This window comes from Amycolatopsis sp. NPDC005232, assembly GCF_040607795.1.
GTDB lineage: Bacteria > Actinomycetota > Actinomycetes > Mycobacteriales > Pseudonocardiaceae > Amycolatopsis.
Window position 1 is genome coordinate 83,213 of the sequence record NZ_JBEXHL010000030.1, and the last position, 20,869, is coordinate 104,081.

Annotated in this window: 19 protein-coding genes; 11 read left to right on the forward strand and 8 right to left on the reverse strand. The window is 71.1% G+C overall.

The window, feature by feature from the left end:
* The first annotated feature begins 60 nt into the window (after window positions 1-60).
* Complete coding sequence (locus tag ABZU76_RS39165) at window positions 61-882, forward strand: type 1 glutamine amidotransferase domain-containing protein (RefSeq protein ID WP_354879594.1); 822 nt, start codon at window positions 61-63, stop codon at window positions 880-882.
* 1 nt (window position 883) lies between these two features.
* Here the strand turns inward: ABZU76_RS39165 and ABZU76_RS39170 are convergent, their stop codons facing one another.
* A complete protein-coding gene (locus tag ABZU76_RS39170; RefSeq protein WP_354879489.1) occupies window positions 884-1,696 on the reverse strand; it encodes a class I SAM-dependent methyltransferase in 813 nt (270 codons plus the stop codon).
* A gap of 144 nt (window positions 1,697-1,840) precedes the next feature.
* Here ABZU76_RS39170 and ABZU76_RS39175 point away from each other — a divergent pair, with 144 nt between their 5' ends.
* Both ABZU76_RS39175 and ABZU76_RS39180 read left to right on the forward strand, forming a co-directional pair.
* Window positions 1,841-2,593, forward strand: a complete 753-nt coding sequence (locus ABZU76_RS39175; RefSeq protein ID WP_354879597.1) for an ABC transporter ATP-binding protein — start codon at window positions 1,841-1,843, stop codon at window positions 2,591-2,593.
* Window positions 2,569-4,161: a hypothetical protein gene (locus ABZU76_RS39180; protein ID WP_354879492.1), complete on the forward strand. Its 1,593-nt coding sequence runs from the start codon at window positions 2,569-2,571 to the stop codon at window positions 4,159-4,161. Before ABZU76_RS39175 ends, ABZU76_RS39180 begins: the two co-directional genes overlap by 25 nt.
* Window positions 4,162-4,201: 40 nt before the next feature.
* Here the strand turns inward: ABZU76_RS39180 and ABZU76_RS39185 are convergent, their stop codons facing one another.
* Window positions 4,202-5,554, reverse strand: a complete 1,353-nt coding sequence (locus ABZU76_RS39185; protein ID WP_354879495.1) for a TrpB-like pyridoxal phosphate-dependent enzyme — start codon at window positions 5,552-5,554, stop codon at window positions 4,202-4,204.
* Window positions 5,555-5,652: 98 nt separating this feature from the next.
* Here ABZU76_RS39185 and ABZU76_RS39190 point away from each other — a divergent pair, with 98 nt between their 5' ends.
* On the forward strand, window positions 5,653-6,375 hold the full coding sequence (locus tag ABZU76_RS39190; protein ID WP_354879600.1) for a dienelactone hydrolase family protein: 723 nt from the start codon (window positions 5,653-5,655) through the stop codon (window positions 6,373-6,375).
* Here the strand turns inward: ABZU76_RS39190 and ABZU76_RS39195 are convergent.
* Complete coding sequence (locus ABZU76_RS39195) at window positions 6,315-6,815, reverse strand: SRPBCC family protein (RefSeq protein ID WP_354879498.1); 501 nt, start codon at window positions 6,813-6,815, stop codon at window positions 6,315-6,317. The two genes, ABZU76_RS39190 and ABZU76_RS39195, sit on opposite strands and share 61 nt — an antisense overlap.
* Before the next feature lie 52 nt (window positions 6,816-6,867).
* Here ABZU76_RS39195 and ABZU76_RS39200 point away from each other — a divergent pair, with 52 nt between their 5' ends.
* Window positions 6,868-7,215, forward strand: a complete 348-nt coding sequence (locus ABZU76_RS39200) for a dienelactone hydrolase family protein (protein WP_354879501.1) — start codon at window positions 6,868-6,870, stop codon at window positions 7,213-7,215.
* A 170-nt stretch (window positions 7,216-7,385) separates the two neighbouring features.
* Window positions 7,386-8,393, forward strand: coding sequence for an FAD-dependent oxidoreductase (locus ABZU76_RS39205; RefSeq protein ID WP_354879504.1), 1,008 nt, complete (start codon window positions 7,386-7,388; stop codon window positions 8,391-8,393).
* Window positions 8,394-8,661: 268 nt separating this feature from the next.
* On the opposite strand, the gene ABZU76_RS39210 is transcribed toward ABZU76_RS39205, so the two are convergent.
* A complete protein-coding gene (locus ABZU76_RS39210) occupies window positions 8,662-9,414 on the reverse strand; it encodes an MBL fold metallo-hydrolase (protein ID WP_354879507.1) in 753 nt (250 codons plus the stop codon).
* A 67-nt stretch (window positions 9,415-9,481) separates the two neighbouring features.
* Here ABZU76_RS39210 and ABZU76_RS39215 point away from each other — a divergent pair, with 67 nt between their 5' ends.
* Entirely contained in the window at window positions 9,482-10,357 is an 876-nt protein-coding gene (locus ABZU76_RS39215) for an aminoglycoside phosphotransferase family protein (protein WP_354879603.1), read from the forward strand.
* A gap of 13 nt (window positions 10,358-10,370) precedes the next feature.
* On the opposite strand, the gene ABZU76_RS39220 is transcribed toward ABZU76_RS39215, so the two are convergent.
* A complete protein-coding gene (locus tag ABZU76_RS39220; protein ID WP_354879510.1) occupies window positions 10,371-11,366 on the reverse strand; it encodes a helix-turn-helix domain-containing protein in 996 nt (331 codons plus the stop codon).
* 156 nt (window positions 11,367-11,522) lie between these two features.
* Here ABZU76_RS39220 and ABZU76_RS39225 point away from each other — a divergent pair, with 156 nt between their 5' ends.
* A complete protein-coding gene (locus tag ABZU76_RS39225) occupies window positions 11,523-15,218 on the forward strand; it encodes a S8 family serine peptidase (protein WP_354879513.1) in 3,696 nt (1,231 codons plus the stop codon).
* Between the two features lie 111 nt (window positions 15,219-15,329).
* Complete coding sequence (locus ABZU76_RS39230; protein ID WP_354879516.1) at window positions 15,330-15,791, forward strand: phage tail protein; 462 nt, start codon at window positions 15,330-15,332, stop codon at window positions 15,789-15,791.
* 6 nt (window positions 15,792-15,797) lie between these two features.
* Here the strand turns inward: ABZU76_RS39230 and ABZU76_RS39235 are convergent, their stop codons facing one another.
* Window positions 15,798-17,609 carry a substrate-binding domain-containing protein gene (locus tag ABZU76_RS39235; RefSeq protein WP_354879519.1) on the reverse strand — a complete coding sequence of 604 codons (1,812 nt, stop codon included), beginning with the start codon at window positions 17,607-17,609 and terminating at the stop codon, window positions 15,798-15,800.
* Window positions 17,596-18,291, reverse strand: coding sequence for a DUF6313 family protein (locus ABZU76_RS39240; protein WP_354879522.1), 696 nt, complete (start codon window positions 18,289-18,291; stop codon window positions 17,596-17,598). The genes ABZU76_RS39235 and ABZU76_RS39240 overlap by 14 nt, the downstream gene beginning before the upstream one ends.
* A 171-nt stretch (window positions 18,292-18,462) precedes the next feature.
* Here ABZU76_RS39240 and ABZU76_RS39245 point away from each other — a divergent pair, with 171 nt between their 5' ends.
* Entirely contained in the window at window positions 18,463-19,083 is a 621-nt protein-coding gene (locus tag ABZU76_RS39245; protein ID WP_354879525.1) for a glyoxalase, read from the forward strand.
* A 290-nt stretch (window positions 19,084-19,373) separates the two neighbouring features.
* On the opposite strand, the gene ABZU76_RS39250 is transcribed toward ABZU76_RS39245, so the two are convergent.
* Complete coding sequence (locus ABZU76_RS39250) at window positions 19,374-19,874, reverse strand: carboxymuconolactone decarboxylase family protein (protein ID WP_354879528.1); 501 nt, start codon at window positions 19,872-19,874, stop codon at window positions 19,374-19,376.
* A gap of 112 nt (window positions 19,875-19,986) precedes the next feature.
* Here ABZU76_RS39250 and ABZU76_RS39255 point away from each other — a divergent pair, with 112 nt between their 5' ends.
* Window positions 19,987-20,865, forward strand: a complete 879-nt coding sequence (locus ABZU76_RS39255) for an RNA polymerase sigma-70 factor (protein WP_354879531.1) — start codon at window positions 19,987-19,989, stop codon at window positions 20,863-20,865.
* The last annotated feature ends 4 nt before the right edge of the window (window positions 20,866-20,869 follow it).

Here is a 20,869-nt window from a genome sequence, read left to right on the forward strand (position 1 = left end):
CAGTGAAGATCGCGGGCTGGCATCCTTCTGACTGAGCTTCAGGAGGATGCCTTGGCGACTGTGCTGATCCCCGTCCCGGCCCGGGACTCGGACCCGTCCGAAGTGGCCGTCAGCCGGGCGGTGCTCGACGGGCACACTGTGGTCTTCGCGACTCCCGGGGGCGCGCAGGCGACCTGCGACGAACTGATGGTCTCCGGCGAAGGCCTCGATTTGTGGAGCCGCGTGCCGGGTCTGCGGAAGCTCACCGCCGTCGGCCGAGTGCTGCGGGCGGACGCGGCCGCGCGCTCGGCGCACGCCGCGTTGCTGGCGGATCCGGCGTGGCGCACCCCGATCCGCTGGGCCGACATCAACCTCGACGACTTCGACGGCCTGCTGCTGCCGGGCGGGCACCGGGCCCGTGGCATGCGCGAGTACCTCGAAAGCCCGGTGCTGCAGGAGGTGGTCGTCTCCGCGTTCCGGCGGGACCTGCCGGTCGGCGCGATCTGTCATGGCGTGCTGCTCGCCGCCCGCAGCGTCGACCCGGACACCGGCCGCTCGGTCCTGCACGGCCGCACGACGACGGCGCTGACCTGGCAGCTGGAACGCACCGCCTGGCGGCTCGCGCGGCGGACGCGCTTCTGGGACCCGGACTACTACCGCACGTACCGCGAGGAGCCGGGCCAGCCCGCGGGGTACATGTCGGTGCAGCAGGAGGTCACCCGCGCCCTGGCGGGTCCGGGGGACTTCCGCGACACGACGGACCGAGTGCAGGCGAGCGGCCGCGCCCGCGACTCGGTGGACAACGCCCGCCCGGCGTTTATCGTCGAGGACGGTAACTACGTGTCGGCTCGGTGGCCGGGTGACGTGCACACGTTCGTGAAAACGTTCGCCACGCGCCTCTGACTCACGCGGGCGACCAGCACACCGTGACCAGCTCCCGGCCCGAAGACCCCAGATCGGGCGGCAGCGCCGGATCGACACCCAGCTCAAGCAGCGCGTCGGCCACCTCACCTGAGCGCGCGACGGGTAGGCACAGCCGGCGCCGCGTCACGTCGACGAGGTCGGCGAACGTCTCGTGCTCGGCCTCGTCCGGGCGGCGCCACAGCGTGGTCTGCGGTTCGACGCCGAGTTCGACCAGCGCGGCGCAGAAGTCCTGGGCGGTCGGGCCGGCGGGGCGGCGGACGCCGTGGAACCGCGCCCACAGCTCGTTCAGCTCAGTCAGCGGGTGCTTGAGCGCGGTCTCGACCACCACGCGCCGGCGGGCCCGCTTCGTGAGGGCGCGAACGAACGGCTCGAGGTCGGGCACGTTGTAGATCACGTTCCCGCACAGCACCAAGTCGGCGTCGGCCACCTGCTCGGCGACGCCGGGCCAGTGCCCGAGCACCGTCTCGGCGGGCACGCCGAGACGCGCGGCCCGGGCGGCGAACGACGAGAGCAGCTGGTGGTCCCCGTCGACGCCGCACACTGCCGTGACGCCGGCCCGGCCCACCAGCGACAGGCTCGTCGCGCCGGCCGCGGCACCGACGTCGAGCACGGTGCCCGGCTCGGCCAGCACCGCCGCCGCCTCGGCGAAAGTCCGGCCGATCGGCGCCGCGATCTGGGCGTCGGCGCGGCGCTCGAACACCCGCCGGGGCAGCACCCACGGCGGGTCCGCGACGGCGTCGGCGATCTCACCGGGCACCGCCCACGCGGCCAGCTGCTCTGCCCATCTGCGCACCGCCGACACCCGCATCTCCTCCCACTCGGATTCGTCCCTGGAATCCTCCCGCAAACATCGCGCACACCTCCCCCAACCCGCGTAATCTCCCCATCCAGACCACGGAAGGGGGCACTCGTGGCCGAAAACGGCGCGGACGCCGCAATGGGCCTGTACGGGCTCACCAAACGGTTCGGCACCACGCTCGCAGTCGACAGTGTCACCTTGGAGGTCCCGAGGGGATCGTTCTTCGGGCTCGTCGGGCCGAACGGCGCGGGCAAGACCACGTCGCTGTCGATGGCGGTCGGGTTGTTGCGGCCGGACCAGGGGCAGGCGAACGTGTTCGGCATCGACGTGTGGCGGGATCCGGAGCGGGCGAAAAGCCTGATCGGTGTGCTTCCGGACGGACTGTCCATTCCGGAGCGCCTCACCGGCCGCGAGCTGTTGACCTACATGGGACTTCTCCGGGGTCTCGCTCCCGGCACCGTCGCGGAGCGGGCGCAGGAGTTGCTCGGCGTGCTGGAGCTGCTGGAGGCCGAGCGCACGCTCGTGATCGACTACTCCGCGGGGATGCGCAAGAAGATCGGGCTCGCGATGGCGCTGCTGCACGGGCCTCGGCTGCTCGTGCTGGACGAGCCGTTCGAAGCGGTGGACCCGGTGTCGGCGTCGACGATCCGGACGATCCTGCAGCGGTTCGTCGCCTCGGGCGGCGCGGTGGTGCTCTCGAGCCACGTGATGGCGCTGGTCGAGCAGCTGTGCAGCCACGTCGCGGTGATCACGCGCGGCCGGGTGGTCGCGGCGGGCGCCGTGGACGACGTGCGGGGTGGCGGGAGCCTGGAAGACGCGTTCGTGCACATCGTGGGCGGGCGCACCGGCGGAGCGGAAGGGCTGTCGTGGTTGGCGTCCTCGTCCGACTGAAGCTGCGCGTTCTGCGCAATTCCCTGCGCGGCGGCCGGGTCGCGGGCATGGTCGTCGGCGGGGTGATCGGGCTCGTCGCGGCGGTGCTGACGATCGTGCTGGGCCTCGTGCCGATCCGGGGCGGCGACGGAGTCACCGTCGACCTGCTGGCCACGGTCTACGCGGGGTGGGCGGCCGGCTGGGTGCTCGCGCCCATCGCCACCGGCGGCGGGGACGACACGCTGCGCCCGGAGCACTTCGCGCTGCTGCCGATCGGCCGGCGCAAGCTCGCCGTCGGGCTGCTGGCCGCGAGCTTCGTCGGCGTGACGACGCTGGTCAGCCTGGTCGCGTTCCTCGGCCTGTTCTTCTACGGCCTGCGCCTCGGCGCGGGCGCGGCGCTGGTCGGGCTTGTGTTCACGGTGCTGCAGCTGGCGTTCGTGGTGCTGCTCTACCGCGTGGTGATGGCGGCGCTCGGTGCGCTGCTGACCTCACGCAAGGGCAAGGAGCTCGGCATCATCCTCGTCGCCCTCACCGGTCTGTCCGGCGTCGGCGTGAACCTGGCGATCAACAGCCTCGGCCCCGCGATCATCAACGGCCGCGTGCCGGGCTTCGTGAACGTGATGCACGTGCTGCCGTCCGGCTGGGGCACGGTCGCGGTGCACGCGGCGGGCACCGGCGAGTGGGGCACCGCGCTCGGGTTGCTGGTCGCGATGCTCGCGCTGATCGCCGTGCTGATCGCGGCGTGGGGCGCGCTGCTCGCGCGGCAGGTGACGAGCCCGTCATTCCGCGGCGCGTCGCGCACGAAGGTGCGGGCCGAGGGGGCGCGCGTGCGCCGCAGCCTGCTGCCCGCGACGCCCGTGGGTGCCGTGGCGCGCAAGGAGCTGTTCACGTGGTGGCGCGACGCCCGCCGGCGCGTCGCCCTGCTGTCGACGCTGATCGTCGGCGTCGTGGTCACGGTCCTCCCGGCGCTGTCCGGCGGCGGGCGGCCGGCGATCGTGCCCTACCTCGGCGTCGCGGTGGTGTTCTTCGCGTGCATGCAGTCGGGCAACCTCTACGGCTTCGACGGCAGCGCGCTGTGGCACACGCTCACCGTGCCCGGCGCCGAACGCGCCGACGTGCGCGGCCGCCAGCTCGCGTGGGCATTGATCGTGGCGCCGGTGGCGCTGGTGCTGGCCGCGGTCCTGCCGGGCGCGGTCGGCGAGAGCGGCGCGTACCCGTGGGTGTTCGGCCTGGTGCCGTCGCTGCTGGGCGCCGGCGCGGGCGTGCTGATGCTGCAGTCGGTGTACCTCGCGTACCCGCTGCCCGACCAGCGCAAGAGCTCGAGCCCGTGGTCGTCCGGCGGTCGCCCGGGCTGCGCGCGGCTGCTGCAGATGTTCGCGACGATGCTGCTGGTCGCAGCCGGGGCTCTGCCGGTGCTCGTGCTGTGCATCGCCGGCGCGGTGCTCGGCTCGCCGGTGCTGCAATGGCTCGGTGTGCCGGTCGGGATCGTGGTCGGCGCCGTGCTGGCGTGGTGGTGGGGCGGGCTCGCGCGCCAGCGTCTCGCGACGCGTGGCCCCGAGCTGCTGGCGACGGTGTCGAAGGAGCGGTGAACCGCGGGCCGCGGATCCGGGTGACCCGCGGCCCGTGGCGTCACGGCAACGCGGCCAGCGAAGTGGCGAGCACGTCGTCGGACAGCTCGTTGTCCACCATCTCGCCCGAGAGGTACGCGCCGTACGCGGGCAGGTCGAGGTGCGCGTGGCCGCACAGCGCCGTGAGGATCACCTTCTCCTCCCCGGTTTCCTTGCAGCGCAACGCTTCCTGGATGCACGCGGCCAGCGCGTGCGTCGGCTCGGGCGCGGGGACGATGCCCTCCGCGCGGGCGAAGCGCACGCCCGCGGCGAAGCACTCCTGCTGCCCGACGGCGAGCGCCTCCATGAGGCCCAGCTCGTAGATGTGCGAGATGAGCGGCGACATCCCGTGGTAGCGCAGGCCGCCCGCGTGGATCGGGTCGGGGATGAAGCCGTGGCCGAGCGTGTGCATCTTCAGCAGCGGGGTGAGGCCCGCCGTGTCGCCGAAGTCGTACGCGTACGTGCCGCGCGTGAGCGTCGGGCACGCCGCCGGCTCGACGGCGCGGATGACCGGGTTCATCCGGCCCGCCAGCTTCTCACGCAGGAACGGGAACGCGAGCCCGCCGAAGTTGGAGCCGCCGCCGGTGCAGCCGACGAGGATGTCCGGGGTGTCGCCCGCGAGCTCGAACTGCTTGAGCGCCTCCTCGCCGATCACCGTCTGGTGCATCAGCACGTGGTTGAGCACGCTGCCGAGCGCGTACCGCGCGTTCGGGTCGGCCGCGGCCTGCTCCACGGCCTCGCTGATCGCGATGCCGAGGCTGCCGGTGGACTCGGGGTCGTCGGCGAGGATCTTCCGCCCTGACTCGGTGAGCGCCGACGGGCTCGGGTGCACGGTCGCGCCGAACGTCTCCATCATGAGCTTGCGGTAGGGCTTCTGGTCGTAGGAGGCGCGGACCTGCCACACCTCGCACTCGAGCCCGTACTGCGCGCACGCGAACGCCAGCGCGCTGCCCCACTGGCCGGCGCCCGTCTCGGTCGTCAGACGCGTGACGCCCTCCGCGGCGTTGTAGAACGCCTGCGGCACCGCGGTGTTCGGCTTGTGCGAGCCGACGGGACTCACGCCCTCGTACTTATAATAGATGCGCGCCGGCGTACCCAGCGCCTTCTCCAGCCGGTGCGCGCGGTAGAGCGGCGAGGGGCGCCACAGGCGGTAGACGTCGCGGACCTCCTCGGGGATGTCCACGTAGCGCTCGGTGCTCACCTCCTGCGCGATCAGCGCCTGCGGGAACAGCGGCGCCAGGTCCTCGGGCCCCACGGGCTCGCGCGTGCCCGGGTGCAGCGGCGGGGGCGGGGGCTCCGGCAGGTCGGGCACCACGTTGTACCACTGCGTCGGGAGATCGGCTTCGTCCAGGATGTACTTGGTGCGCTCCGCCATCACGCCTCCTGAGTTCTGGAAAACTCAACATAGATCGCCGGAGGCCGGTGGGCCAGCCCGTCGTGATTGTCCACAGTGGAATTATTTTGGGAGGAAACTTGCCCACTCGTGTCGATCGCCTGCAGCTCGCCGACGGTCCCGTCGACCTGCCCGTGTGGCTCCCCGCCGGCGGCCACGGCCCCGGCCTGGTGCTGATCCAGGAAATCTTCGGCCTGGACGCTTATCTCTCCGGCGTTGCCGCGGACCTCGCCGAGCTGGGTTACGTGGTCGCCGTGCCCGAGCTGTTCCACCGCTTCGCGCCGGGCTGGTCGTCGGCCCACGACGAGGCCGCGGTCGCCCGGTCGATGGAGATCGCCGGTCAGCTCGACCCCGCGCTCGCTCTGTCGGACGTCCTGGCGACCCTCGCGCACCTGCGCGGTGTGAGCTCTGGTGCCGGCGTGCTGGGCTTCTGTCTGGGCGGGTCTCTCGCGTTCGCTGCCGCTGCCGCGGGCACGCCGGACACGGCGGTGTCGTTCTACGGGTCGACGGTGGCGGGGGAGATCGCTTCGCTGGACGAGGTGAGTTGCCCGATCCAGTTCCATTTCGGGGGCCAGGATCCGTTCATTCCTCGGTCGGATGTCGCTGTGGTGGAGGCAGCGGTGGCCTTGCATCCTGGGGCGGAAATTTTCGTGCAGGTCAGCCCCATACGCCAGGCTTGTGCTCGACGACGCCGGACAATGCCCAGCGCCGTGCTCGTGGGGAGTCAGAACGCAGTGGGTGATCAGGTTGAGGCGGCGCTCTCCACGGCGGTGATGGTCCGGGTTAGCGCCGACCGCATGTAGCGCCGCCAAAGAGGGGCCAGTCCGAGGCCGATGAGGGCGTGGCGAGCTGGGCGGGGCTTGAACTCGTAGGTCCACCGGATGACGGTTCCGTCGCCGTCGGGGGTGAAGGTCCACTCGCCGCGAACACCCGATACCAGCCGTCCGACGGAGTTGGTGAAGCCGGTCAGCTCGTAGGCGAAGCTGTGGCCTGGCTCGTACTCCGTCAGGGCCTCGGTCGCCGTCGACCCATCGGTCAGGTCGGGGTTGCGCGAGGCTCCCACGCGGTCCCAGGGGCCGGTCTGATTTCGCACGCCTCGAACGCCCGGGAATGGCCCCCAGCGGCGGAACACCACCGACAGGTCGATCGGCACCACCACGGCGAACGCCGTTGCAGGCCCGACTTCGGCACGTGCTTGCACCGTCACCGGCACTGTCCGGTCCGAACCCGAGATCAACGCCATGCATGCATGCTGCCACAGACCGACAGCCACACGCTCTTATGCCGAACCGGTGATGTGCTCTCCTGCCGCTAAACGGGATTTCCTCGGCGGCGAGGCGTTGAGGAAATCGCCACCGCTGCTCAAGCCATGTCGCCGTGCCCAAAGCAAGCGCATCGCGCAGGAATCGATATGTAAACAAAACTCACTCCACTTCGGTGGGCAGGACCCGTATATCCCGCGTTCCGATGTTGCGGTGGTGGAGGCTGCGGTGGCCTTGCTTCCAGGGGCGGAGATTTTCGTGCAGGAGGACGCGGGGCATGCGTTCCACAACCGGGTGGCGCCGATGTTCTGCCGGCCGGAAGCCGCTGCACGTGCTTGGGAGTTGACGACGGAGTTCCTGCGCCGGACTCTGCCGGTGTAGAGGCGGCGTCACGACCTCCGTTCCCCAATGGCGGACGCCTTGAAGCACGCCTACCCGGATCGATGAGTGCGTTTCCACACTGAGCGCACCATCTCCTGGCTGCTGCGCGACAAACCGTGCGGGGGCGGAGCCCCGCTGACCGTAAGATCATCAACATGGTGAGCTCACAGATGAGCAGGAACCTGGTGGTCGTCGGCGGCGGCATCGTCGGTGCCTCGGTGGCCTATCACGCCGCTCGGGCCGGCGCCGGCGTGACCCTGGTCGACGGCGGGCGGCCGGGAGCCGGCGTGACGGCGGGCTCGTTCGCCTGGATCGGAGCGGCCGGTGTGCGCACCGGTCCGGCGGCCGGGCTGCGGGTGAACGCGGCGGAGGAGTACCGCCGGCTCGGGGCCGAGCTGCCGGGACTCCCCGTGACCTGGTCCGGCTCACTGTCCTGGGGCGCGGCGGACACCGTGCCGGAGGCCGGGCCCGGGCAGGAGATCGTGGACGCGGCCACCGTGGCAAAGCTTGAGCCCACCCTGACGCAGCCTCCGGAGTGGGCCGTCTGGGCACCCGGTGACGGCGCCGCCGACCCGGTAGGCGTGAGCGAGCGGCTGGTCGCGGGCGCCCGCGCCCACGGCGCCCGGGTGCATCCGGACACCCCGGTCATCGCGGTCCGTCGGGACGCCGCGGGTCGGGTCGCCGGGGTCGAGACGGCCGCGGGACCCCTCGCCGGTGAGACTGTGGTGCTCGCGGCCGGAGTGGCCACGGCCGCGCTGGCCGCGCCGCTCGGCGTTCGCGTCCCGGTCGACCCGTCGCCGGCGACGCTCTTCCGGCTCCGCGCCCCGGCCGGTCTGGTCCGCACCGTGGTCCACAACCGGGACTTCGATCTCCGGCAGGTCGCCACGGACCGGCTACATGCCGCCGCAGACTCGCCCGAACGGACTCTCGCCGCCGTCCGGTCCACCTTCCGCGGCGCCGCGAACGTCGAGCTGCTCAGCACCCGGGTCGGCGTACGCCCCATGCCGGCCGACGGCGAGCCGATCATCGGCCCGGTCCCCGAGGTGCCCGGCCTCTACCTGGCGGTGATGCACTCGGCGGTCACGCTCGCCGCGGCTGTCGGCCACCTGGTCGCGCGGGAGCTGGTCGACGGCACTGTCGAGCCCTCGCTGGCAGGCTGCCGCCTCGACCGCTTCTAGTCCGAGTCGCCGCTCACGGGCGAAAGCGACACGGCGAGTTCTGAGATCAGGTCTTGGTATCGCTGGATTTCATTGAGGGAAACGGCATTCGCGCCCGGACTTCGACGGCTGCGGCCTCCGCGGAGGTTTGGAGTCCACCGCGCAGGTCGCGCCAGGTGAGCGAAGGGCACTCCGCCGCGGTAGCGAGGATCCATTCTCCCCGCCCGACAGCCGCTGCCCGTGCGTGGGAGCCGACGACGGAGTTCCTTCAGCGGACCCGAAAACGCGATCAGCCGGCTGAGCGTCGAGCCAAGTTCGCCTGATGCGGGCCCGCGAGCCAGTCCTGTTCGAGACGCACGTCGACCGGTTCCTCGCCCCGCCGCAGCGCGTCGATATACGCACGGTCGGCGGCAATGCGGGCCGCCACCTCGGGCCCTTCGGCGACGGCGCCGTGGCCGGGGACCAGGACGTCGACGTGCCGGGCGGCCTCGGTCAGCCGGTCGAGTGCCGCGTCGTAGGCGTCCACCTGGCCGGGGCGGCGAGGGTCCAGCAGCGGGATGAGGACATCGGAGAGCATGTCGCCGGCGAGCAGGACGCCCCGGTCCGCGAGGAGGACCGCGGCGTGGCCGGCGGCGTGCGCCTCGTGCTCGACGAGCTCGCCCGGCACCGGTCCCCCGTCCGCGGGCAGCGGGGTGAGCAGCGCGACCAGGTCGAGTGGGATGCCCGACGCGCTCTCCGCCGCCATCGTCCGTGCCCGCTCCCGGGCTCCACTCGCGACCTCGGCGCAGGCGGCGGTGGCGTAGCGCGGCACGTCGCCGAACCGGGAGTGCCAGAGCAGGTGGTCCCAGTGGGGATGGGTCGCGAACCCCGCGACCACCGGAACACCGAGCCGCTCCACGTCGTCGGCGAGCTCGTTGAGATCGGCACCGCCGATGCCGGGGTCGACCAGGACCAGCCCGTCGTCGGCGCGCACCACGGTGGCGTTGCTCCAGACCCACTCGCTCTGCCGCACCCAGACGCCGTCGGCCACCCGATTCAGCATCGGTCCACTGTGTCAGGTGTCCCCACCTGACGCGAGGGCCGCCGGGGTGGAGACTTCCGGCGTGGACATGGCGGAGGTCGGTGCGAGGTTGGCGGCGCGGTTCGGTCCGGCGGTCGAGGATTGGCTCGCTGAGGTCCCGGCACTGGCTGCGCGGCTGGCTTCCCGGTGGGGCCTCGTGCTCGGTGAGGTTTTCGCGAGTGGAGCGTCGTCCGTGGTCATGCGCTGTCGATGGCACGACGGGACCCGAGCGGTTCTCAAGCTCAGTCCGGATCGGGCGTTGTTGACCAAACAGGTTGAGATGCTGCGCGTGTTCGCGCCCTCGGGGCGGGTGCCGGTCGTCTTGGCCGCCGACGCGGAAGCCGGGGTGATGGTGCTGGAGGAGATCGTCCCCGGCACCGAGGCCGAAGACCTGCCGCAGCCGGCCTTGCCGCGGCGGTGGGGTGAGTTGCTTGGCGCGCTGCACGCCGTGACCCCGCCCGCGGACTGGCCATGGCACCTGCGCGGCCGGTGTGACGAGGCGTTCGCCCGGATCGGCCGGAGGCTCTCCGACCCGGCCATCGGCGCACGGATCGATCAGGCCACGTGGCGACGGGCGATGCGGCGCTGCGAGACATTGCTGGCCACGCAGACCAAGCTCGTGCTGGTGCACGGCGACCTGCATCTCGGCAACGTCCTGGACGGCGGCCCGTCGCGGGGTCTGGTCGCGATCGACCCGAAAGCGTGCCTGGGCGATCCGTGCTTCGATGCCGTCGACTACGTGGTAGCCGGTGCCGGGCACGAGGGTGTCGCAGCCCGTTGCCGGCGGGTGGCGGCCGCGTGCGGGCTCGACGAGGACCGGCTGTACGCCTGGAGTCAGGTGATCGCACCGATGGTAACCATCGCGCGCCTCACCTACGGCGGGCCGGAGCCCGTGATCGAGGAACTGCTCGACCTCGCTCGGTGATCAAGCCGCCCGCTCACAGCCACCCGCGGCGTTCCGCCAGACTGCCCGCCTGAAACCGGGTCGACGCGCCCAGCTCGGTCATCAGGCGCTGAAGCCGGCGGTACGTCGTCCGGGTGCTCCAGCCGTTCACGCGCGCGATGGCCGTGTCGGTGAGGCCCGCCATCATCATCGTGAGCAGGGCGCGGGTTTCGTCGTCCGGCCGGGGACCGCCACCAAAAGGACCCGGCGTCACCGCGGACGCGTCGAGCGGGGCGGCCTGGGCCCATTCGCCCTCGAAGAGGGCCTCGAGGGCGGTGAGGAGCGGGGAGCGGCGGACGAGGTAGGCGACCTGCAGGCCGCTGTGGCTGAGGTCGAACGGGATGAGGGCGTCCTGGTCGTCGCGGATGATGAGTTTGATGGGCAGCGTCCGGCGGGTCCGGGCTTCTTCGCCGCCGCGGACGGCGGGCAGGATGTCGGTTTCCAGCTTCTGGGGCCACGCCACCGCGTCGAGGCTGTAGATCACGCGGTGCGCGACGCCGTCGTTCTGGTGGCGGGCGATCTGCGCCTGGGTGTTGCGGGCGGCGCCTTCGCCCCCGGGCGGCTCGTAGTACGGCGGTGTGTCGAACACGCGGACCTGCTGCAGCGCCTCGGATTCCAGGTGCGCGACGGCCGCGGCGATCGTTTCGCGGTCGGTGAGCTGCTCGATCACGAGCTCGGGGCTCGTGCGGTGCGCGCTGCGGTGGATCTCCGAGAGCGAATGCACTTTCGCGCGCGCCGCGCTGAGTTCGCGCTCCCGCTGCGCCACGAGCTGGTTGATCGCGATGTCCGGCGGAGCGGCCAGGTACCGCGCCGGGCTGCCGCTGGCGGCCACCAGGTGCTTGTCGACGAGAGCGTCGAGCGTCCGCTGCAACGGGCCCTCCGGGCCCGACAGGTGGTCGGCGAGCGCGGCGACCGTCGACCCGGGCAGGGCGACGAGCGCTTCATAGACCCGCTCCTCGTCGGCGGACAACCCCAGGACAGCGAGCTCCATGCGAATGTCCTACCCGAGTTGTCGGGATTGTGCCAGGTGGCAGTGAGCAGCCACTCGGGGATCTTGTGACGGGTTCCGGCGGCTGGCACTGTTCGGCCGTTCCGGTGTGGCAGTTGCGCCCGCCGGTCTGCCCCTGCGCAGGAAGGAATCCCCTCGTTGAGAACTTCACGCAAGCGTCGGGCCGTCGCGGCGGCCGCGTGCCTCGCGTCGTCGCTCAGCTCGATTCTGGTCGCCGGTCCGGCCTCGGCCGCTCCCGGCAGAGCGTCGGGGCCCGCGGCCCCGACAACCCACACCGTCACCCTGGTCACCGGCGATGTCGTCACGGTGAACACGACCGGCGACGCCGGTGACAGCGGGGGGACGATCTCGGTCAAAGGGTCGGACGGCGGCCCCTCCGACGCGCGGATCCTCGAGTCGGCAGGCGACGTGTACGTCTACCCGTCCTCGGCGATGTCCTACCTCGCCAAGGGGATCCTGGACCGCCGCCTCTTCGACGTCACGGACCTGATCGCCGCCGGCTACGACGACGCGCACCGCGCCGACCTGCCCCTGATCGTCTCCTACACCAACCCTTCCCCGGGATTCCAGGCGAACACCGCACCCCGCGGCTCGGCCCTGGTCCGGCCGCTGGCGAGCGTCGACGGCGCCGCCGTCACCGAGAACCACGCGCTTGCGCGGGACTTCTGGGCCGCGGTGACGGCGGGGGCGCCGTCGTCCTTCGCGGCGGCACCGGCGTTCGCCAACGGCATCAAGCAGATCTGGCTCGACGGCAAGGTCTACGCCGACCTGGCCGAATCGACCGCGCAGATCGGCGCGCCCGAGGTCTGGACCGGTGGTGACACCGGGCAGGGCGTCGACGTCGCGGTCCTCGACACGGGCGTGGACGAGGGCCACCCCGACCTGGCGGGACGCATCGTCGACACGCGCAGCTTCATCCCCGGCGAGGACGTCAAGGACCTCCACGGCCACGGCACCCACGTCGCCTCCACCATCGCCGGCACGGGCGCCGCGTCCGGCGGCACCGAGAAGGGTGTCGCCCCGGGCGCTCGCCTGCACATCGGCAAGGTGCTGGCGAACTCCGGCTCCGGCAGCGACTCCGAGATCCTCGCCGGCATGGAGTGGGCGGCGGTCGACGAGCACGCCAAGATCATCAACATGAGCCTGGGCACGCAGGAGCCCTCCGACGGCACGGATCCGATGTCGCAGGCGGTGAACCGGCTCAGCGCGCAGACCGGCGCCCTGTTCGTGATCGCCGCGGGCAACACCTCCGGCCCCGGCACCGTCAGCTCGCCCGGCGCCGCCGACGCGGCGTTGACCGTGGGCGCGGTGGACGGCACCGACCACCTCGCCGAGTTCTCGAGCCAAGGCCCCCGGGTCGGCGACGGCGCACTCAAGCCGGAGATCACCGCCCCCGGCGTCGACATCCTGGCCGCGCGGTCGCAGTACGCGTCCGAAGGCGAGGGTTTCTACCAAACGCTGAGCGGCACGTCGATGTCCACGCCGCACGTGGTCGGCGCCGCCGCGCTGCTCGCCGCGAAGCACCCCGAGCTCACCGGCGCCCAGCTGAAGGACCTGCTGACCAGCACCGCGAAGCAGACCCCCGACTACACCGCGTTCCAGGCCGGCAGCGGCCGCGTGGACGTGGCGGCCGCCGCCCGCGCCGGGATCTTCGCTTCGGCCACCGCGTACGCCGGACAGGACGGGGCCGGCGCCGTCAGCCGCCCGGTGACGTACACCAACTTCGGTGCCACGCCGGTGAACCTCGCCCTGTCGATCGCCGCGCCCGGCGTGCCCCAGGGGATGTTCACGCTCTCGGCCGACCGGGTCACCGTGCCCGCGCACGGCACCGCCGCGGTCACCGTGACCATCGACCCGCACGCCGCGCCCGGCGGGTCGGACGGCTTCACCGCGCAGATCCTGGCCACCGGAGGAGACGGTGCGCTCGCCGCGCACACCGCCGTCTCGCTCGGCGCGCTGACGCACCTGCTGACCATCAACGTCAAGGACTCGGCCGGGCAACCCGCGTCCGCCTTCGTCATGGTGCTCCGGGCGGGCGACCCGAACCCGATCCCGGTGCCGGTCGACGGCAGCGTGAGCTTCTACACGCCGGACGACCAGTACTCGGCGCTCGGTTTCCTGACCGTGCCCGGTGTCCACGGCCCGAATTCCCAGGGCGTGGCGCTGCTCGGCGATCCCGACTTCACTTTCGACGGGGACCGCACGATCACCCTCGACGCCGGACACGTCCGGCTGGTCGACGAGACCACTCCGCAGCCCGGCGTCCCCAGCTACCTGCGGCTTGAGTACTCGCGGATGCTCAACCAGGACGGCCGCTGGCACGACTTCGGTCTCGCCAACACGGGCGTCGACAGCCTGTGGATCCAGCCGCAGGGCAAGGTGACGCACGGAGACTTCGTCGTCGGCGCGCGGTGGCGCAAGGAACAGCCGGCGTTGACGGTGTCCGACCGGGGCACCGACTACACCGACGTCCTGCGGCAGGGAGGTGTCACCCCGCTGCCTGACGGAACCCGGAACCTGCCGCTCGTCTTCGCGGGTAATGGCGCGCCTTCGGACTACGCCGGCCTCGGCGCGCGGGGCAAGGCGGTGGTCATCCGGCGCACCGCGTCGGCGACCCCGGCCGCGCTGGCCAAGGCGGCGGCCGACGCCGGCGCCAAGCTGCTACTGGTCGCCAACGATCAGCCCGGACGGCAGAGCCTGTTCTTCGGCACGGACTCGCTGCACCCGAGCCCGATCGACGTCGGGCTCCTCAGCCCCGACGAGGGCAACAAGCTGATCGCCCAGGCGCGGCAGCACAACGCGACGCTGCACACGGAGTCGCACCCGGCGCCGGCGTACCTCTACGACCTCATGCACACGTGGCAGAACGACCTGCCCAAGGACATGGTCGTCCACGCGTCGGGCAAGAACCTCGCGCGCGTCGACGAGACGTTCGCCGGGTCCGTTCCGAACGGCGGCGGTGAGGAGTGGCGGTACGACTTCCCGTCGTACTCGGAGTGGGGCATCGGGAACTACGTCGCCATGGCCGCCAGCGGCCACCGCACCGACTGGGTCACCACCGACGGTGCGAACCGGTGGGGCCACGAAGTCACGGACGGCGTGCTGGGCGAATGGGGCGTCGCGCGGACGTACCGGCCCGGCACCGTGTCGAGCGACGACTGGTTCACGCCGATCCAGCGGCCGTACCTCAACAACAACTACCTCGGCCCGACGCGCACCGGTGACCAGATGCGGATCGACGTGCCGGGCTACGGCAACGCCGACCACGTCGGCGCCAGCTCCGACGCGCAGCAGACCGTCACCCTCTTCCAGGGCGACACCGAGCTGGGCAAGTCCGACAACGGGCTCATCATGTACCCCACCGCCCCCAGCTCCGGGCCGCGGCAGTACCGCCTGGTCGTGGCGAACGAGCGCGACACGAACCCGTACTCGTCCTCGACCACGACGGCGTGGACGTTCACCTCGGCCGCCCCGAAGGTCTTCGGTGAACAGGATCTGTTGCCCCTGCTGCAGATCCGCTACGACCTCGACCCGAACGCCTCCGGATCCGTACCGCGCGACTCGAAGTTCGGCGTCACCGCCGAACAACGCGCCCCGGTGTCCGTGGGCCTGACCCCGGTCTCGATCGCGGGCGGCGGCACCGTTCGCGCGCCCCGCGTCGAGGTCTCCTACGACGACGGCACCACCTGGACCCGCCTCTCCGACGACCACCGAGGCGGCTACCGGCTGGACGCACCGAAAAAGGCGCGGTTCGCCTCGCTGCGGGTGACCGCTTCCGATTCGGCGGGCAACTCCGTCACGCAGACGATCGTGCGGGCTTTCGGGCTTCGCTGATCGTTTCTTGCGGCCCGCCTCTCGTTCGGGGCGGGCCGCAAGAGCGCACCCTCGCTCCTCTGCGCCTACGCTCGGTGGACGACACCGGACCCGGACGCGGAGGAACTCGCCATGCCCTACACCGTCGACTTCGTCACCGTATCGACCGACGGCCTGGAGTCCTCACCGGTCGCTGCGGCGCTCGCCGGCCTGCGCGCGAACGAGGCCCGGTACTTCAAGAACAAGTACGACCACGTCTTCACGGTCGAGCCCGCCGACGACGCCGCGGCGACCGTCGACTGGGTCCACCGGATCCTCTCGGAGGAACGCGGCATCGTCATCGCCTCCCGCTCTCTCGAGGCGACCGCGTTCCAGGTCGAGAACATCCGGATGGCTTACGTCTTCTACGAGGACGGGTTGTCGATCAACGTCATGTACGGCCTCGACGAGTCCGGGAAACGGGCCGTCGGGTTCAAGCTGTCCGACGGGATGGAGGTCCCTTCGGAGCTGTCCTCGTTCAAGTTCGCTCGCCAGAAGTCGAAACTGGCAGGGACCATCCGCGGGTCGTACTTCGTGATCAAGAACGAGTACTGACCCACGTCACCGCTGGCTGCAGAGATCCTGCTCCCCCGCCGCGCACGCGTAGTACTCGAACCCCACCATCGCATTCCTCGCCTCAGGCGTCAGCAGGTAGTCCCGAAACGCCGCCGCCAACGACCCCGACTCCAAGGGTCCCCGGCTGAAGACATACTCGACCGTCCAAAACGGATAGCCGCCGCGGATGTCGTCGAGGGTGGCGTCGCGGCCGTCCAGGCTGATCTTCCTCACGGCGCTCGACTGGGCCACGTCGGAGACGTCCGCGTAGCCGATGGCGTCGCCGAGGGTGGCGATGCGGTCGATGAGGTCGCCGGTCGAGCCTTGTTCGCAGATGATCGGGGATGAGGCGGCGACGCCGGGGCGCAGGTCGCGGCAGGAGTCGGACGTGGCCTGGGCCTGGCCGACCGGGGCGGAAGGCGTACCGAGGAGGTACTTCTCCAGCGTGCGGCGCGTGCCGGACGAGGTGGAGCGGCCCGCGACGCGGATTTCGCCGGTGTCGCGCGGGTTGCCGGTGATGTCGCTCCAGACGCGGGCGCCGCCGGTGAAGATCTTGCGCACGTCTGCCACGGACAAGCTGTCGACGGGCACGTTTTTGCTCGCCACCAACGTGAACGGGACGATCGCGAGCTTCTGCGGCACGAACTGCGCGAAGTCGGGCTCGTCGAACTTGCCGTCGGACAGGGCGAGGTCGATGGTGCCGTCGTGCAGGCGCTGCAGGCCTTCCACGCTGCCGGGCGTGCCGACCTTCACGGCCGCCCCCGGGCAGTACGCCTCGTACGAGCCGGCCAGTTCCGTCGCGGCCCGGCCGAACGCGCTGGAGCCCTCCACGCTCAGCGAACCCGCCTCGCACGCCACGCCCCGCGGCAGCTTGGTGAACGGCGCGACGTTGTTGAGCAGCAACACCACCGCGAGCGCACCGGCGCAGATCGCCGTGAGCCCGCCCCACGCGAGCGTTCCCGGGCCGACCTTTTCCTTGCCTTCGCGGGTGGTGATCCGGCCGTCGCGCAGGAGCCCTTCGACGGCGATCTGGTGCTTCTCGCCCGGCCTCGTCCCGGAGAGCACGATCACGAGCTTGTACGAGGCTTCCCGTTCGAGCGGGACCTTCGGCAGCTGCACCCGGTCTTCCTCGATCGTGAACCCGGGCAGCTTGTTGATCACCCGTTGCAGCTCGACGGGCTCGAACTCGGTGGCGTCGACCGAGATCACCTGCCGGCCCGGGAAGTGCAGGGCGAGCGGGGACACGTAGTCCGCCGCCGTGATCGTCGAGCCGCCGGTGTTCTTCACCCGCACCACGACGACACCCGGGTCGGTCACCGTCGTGTGTTCGCCTTCCAGGCGCACGGTTTCGCCGATGTCGACGCCGAACGGCGCGTCGATCCGCACCCGGCACGACAGGATCTGGCGCCGGCGCACCCGCACGTAGCTGACGCTCGTGGCCAGCGCGGCCACCACCGCCGCGATCGACAGGCCGAGGATGCCGTCGCCGCTGATCGCGGTCTCGGCGACCCATTGCCGCTGCGCGATCCCGAGCACGAGGGCCACGAGCACCACCACGGCCAGCACCACCGCGGCCGCGATGCGCGGCCCCCGGCGCGGCTTCGGTGCGGCGCGGTTGATCACCGCGTCGGTCAGCGGGCGGGCGCCCGGCGACGTCGAGGGGTCGGCCTGCTCCGCGCGGCTGATCCGCTCGACGGCCACCGACACCTGCTCCTCGACCCAGTCGGGATCGTCGGTCCGCTCCGGGTACGCCGCCTGGTAGAGACTCCTGGCGATCTCGTCGACGGTCTGCGGCGGCTGCGAGTCATTCGCGGGCATCGGTTTTCCCCTCCCCCTTCGCCGCGGTTTCCTCGCACACCGGGCACTTTCCGGACATTCCGTCCAGGACGTAGGAGGCTTCGAGCACGGCCTGCCACATCGCCTGACGCGGCCCGTGGGTGCGATCGGACTCGGCGGCGTTCAGGAACTTCTCGACGATGATCTCCCAGTGGTCCTGCGCGCGAGCCCAGTCTCCGTCGTGGCGCAGGGCGAACCGGATGCCGAAGTAGTGCGGCACCTCGAACCCGTGCCGGCGGTACTGCAGGCGGTCGAGCAGCGGGATGAGGGCGATGCGGCGCGCGTTCCCCCGGCCGCGCATCCGCCCGATATTGCGGTTGTCCGTCACCTCGGTCACCACGTAACCCGCCACGGCGCCCGCGAAACCGGTCACCACGAGCCAGCCGGAGAGTGACAACGGCAGGGCGAGCGCGGGGCTCGAGGTGTCCCACGGCGAGTCGATCTGCAGGGTCACGTCGTAGGCGACCCGGCCCCCGATGACCACGGCGTTGACCACGAACAGGCCCGCGAAGGCGGCGAGGAAGTAGTAGCCCCGCACGCGCAGCCAGTACTGGATGCCCCTGAACCGGCCGACACCCCGGCGCCGACGCCGCAGCAACGCCCGCAGCGACTCGCGCGGCGGCGGTGGATCGACCTTGCTCGTTTCGGTGATTTGCCTGGTCATGTGCCGCGCGGCCACGCTCGAACTGAGCGAGGCCCCCCTCCGCCACCCATGACCGAAAATCTACCGGACAGCGGCGGTCAGTCAAAGAAGCGTGGCACGAGGCTGCCACCCGGAAATACCGAGCAGGAATGGAGAAGCACTGGTCACGGGTGCGCGCCTACCGTTCCAGCCATGACCTCAATCGACACCGTCACCCTCGAAGTGACCGATCCCACCGCCGCCGAACGCTTCTACGCCGACGCCTTCGGGCTCGGCTCCCGCCTGCGTTTGCGGGCGTCGCAGGAACCGTCCGACGGCTTCCGCGGCTTCACCCTCTCGCTGACGGTTTCCCAGCCCGCCAACGTCGACGCCCTCATCTCCGCTGCTCTGAAGGCCGGCGCCACGACGCTCAAGGCCCCCGCGAAATCCATGTGGGGCTACGGCGGCGTCGTCCAGGCGCCCGACGGCTCGATCTGGAAGGTCGCGACAGCGGCCAAGAAGGACACCGGCCCGGCCACACGGGAGTTCGACGCCATCGTGCTCCTGCTCGGCGTGGACGACGTGGTGGCGAGCAAGAAGTTCTACGCCTCGCGCGGATTGAGCGTGGGGAAGAGCTTCGGCCGCATGTACGTGGAGTTCGAGACGGGCCCGGTGAAGCTGGCCCTGTACCGCCGCCGCGCGCTGGCGAAGGACGCCGGCGTGGCCCCCGCGGGGACGGGTTCGCACCGGATCGCGGTGGTCAGCGGAGAGGAAGTTTTCACGGACCCGGACGGTTTCGCGTGGGAAACCACCGCGTCGGCCGAGGTGTCTTGATGTGCCGCTACCGGTTGTACGCGATGGCCCGGCCGGGGTCTGCCGAGGAGGAAGACCCTTGAAGAGATCGGGCCGACGAACGCGTCATGGCGGCCGGCCGGGTCGAGGAACCGAACCGGGAACGCCGTCTCGACGGAGAAGAGGAAGTCCCTGCTCAGGCCGCCGTTATGTCCACTTCGGACAGCGTGCTGCCCTGACCGGCCCACGATTCCCGAGAGACGCCCGGAAAGACATCGGAGAGCATCGCGCCCACCACCCGGCCCGGGGCCGAAACCCCGGGCCGGACAGTTTCACTTCACCAGCTCGTCGAACATCCCCGCCTCGTACGACCCACCCGGGTTGCGCACGATCACGTTCATCCGGTTGGCCGCGTTGATCATCGACACCAGGCACACCAGCGCCGCGATCTGGTCGTCGTCGAAGTTCTTGCGGACGTGGGACCACGTTTCGTCCGAGACGCCCGCGGAGTCGGCCATGCGGGTGGCCTCCTCGGTCAACGCGAGGGCCGCGCGCTCGGCTTCGGTGAACACGGTGGACTCGCGCCACGCCGCCACCAACGCGAGGCGCACCGCGGTTTCGCCGGCGGCCGCGGCGTCCTTGACGTGCATGTCGACGCAGAAGCCGCAGCCGTTGAGCTGGCTGGCGCGGAGGTTGACCAGCTCCTGGGTGGCCTTGGGCAGGGCCGAGGATTCGAACAGGAGGCTCGCGGAGGCGAAGCGCTTGGCGAACTTCGTGGCGAACTCGTTCTCGAACAGGTTCATGCGGGTCATGGAGTAGTCCTCACTCGTCATTTCGCGAACTGATGACCACCAGATGCCGGCGACGCCGTCGTTGTGACATGTCACGAAACACAGCCGGTCGGCGTCTGGTGGGGGAAGCTGTCGAAACCGAAGGGGGAAGCGCATGGCCGACCGCAGCACGGAGCTGTTCCTCACGCACCGCAACCTGCTGTTCACCATCGCCTACGAGATGCTCGGCTCGGCCGCCGACGCGGAGGACGTGCTCCAGGAGACGTGGCTGCGCTGGGTGGCCGTCGACTTCGACGCGGTGCAGAACCACCGCGCGTACCTGGTGCGCATCACCACGCGCCAGGCACTGAGCCGGCTGCGGACGCTGGGGCGCCGCAAGGAGTCCTACGTCGGGCCGTGGCTGCCGGAGCCGTTGCTGACCGCGCCGGACGTGGCCGAGGACGTGGAGCTCGCCGACAGCGTGTCGATGGCGATGCTGCTCGTTCTGGAGACGCTCACGCCGACCGAACGCGCGGTATTCGTGCTGCGCGAGGTGTTCGACCTGGGCTACGGCGAGATCGCCGACGCCGTCGGCAAGAGCGTCGCTGCAGTGCGGCAGATCGCGCACCGCGCGCGGGAGCACGTGGCCGCCCGCCGGCCGCGCGGGCCCGTCTCGCGCACCGCCACGCGCGACGCCCTCGCCGCCTTCCAGCACGCCATCGAAACCGGCGACCTGCAGCACCTGCTCGACATCCTCTCCCCGGACGTCGTCTTCCTCGGCGACGGCGGCGGCGTCAAGCAGGCCGTGCTCAAGCCCGTCGTCGGCGCCGAACGCGTCGCGCGCATCCTGGGCGCCGGCCTGGGCCACCTCGCCACGGCCACCCGCCTGCCCGCGCAGGTCAACGGCTACCCCGCCCTCACCGTCCACTTCGACGGCGCGCTCGACACCGTCCTGGCCCTGCGCATCGACGACGGACTCGTCACCGGCATCTACGCGGTGCGGAACCCGGAGAAGCTGTCGCACATGGACAAGGAGTGGAGCCTGCAGCGATAGGCGA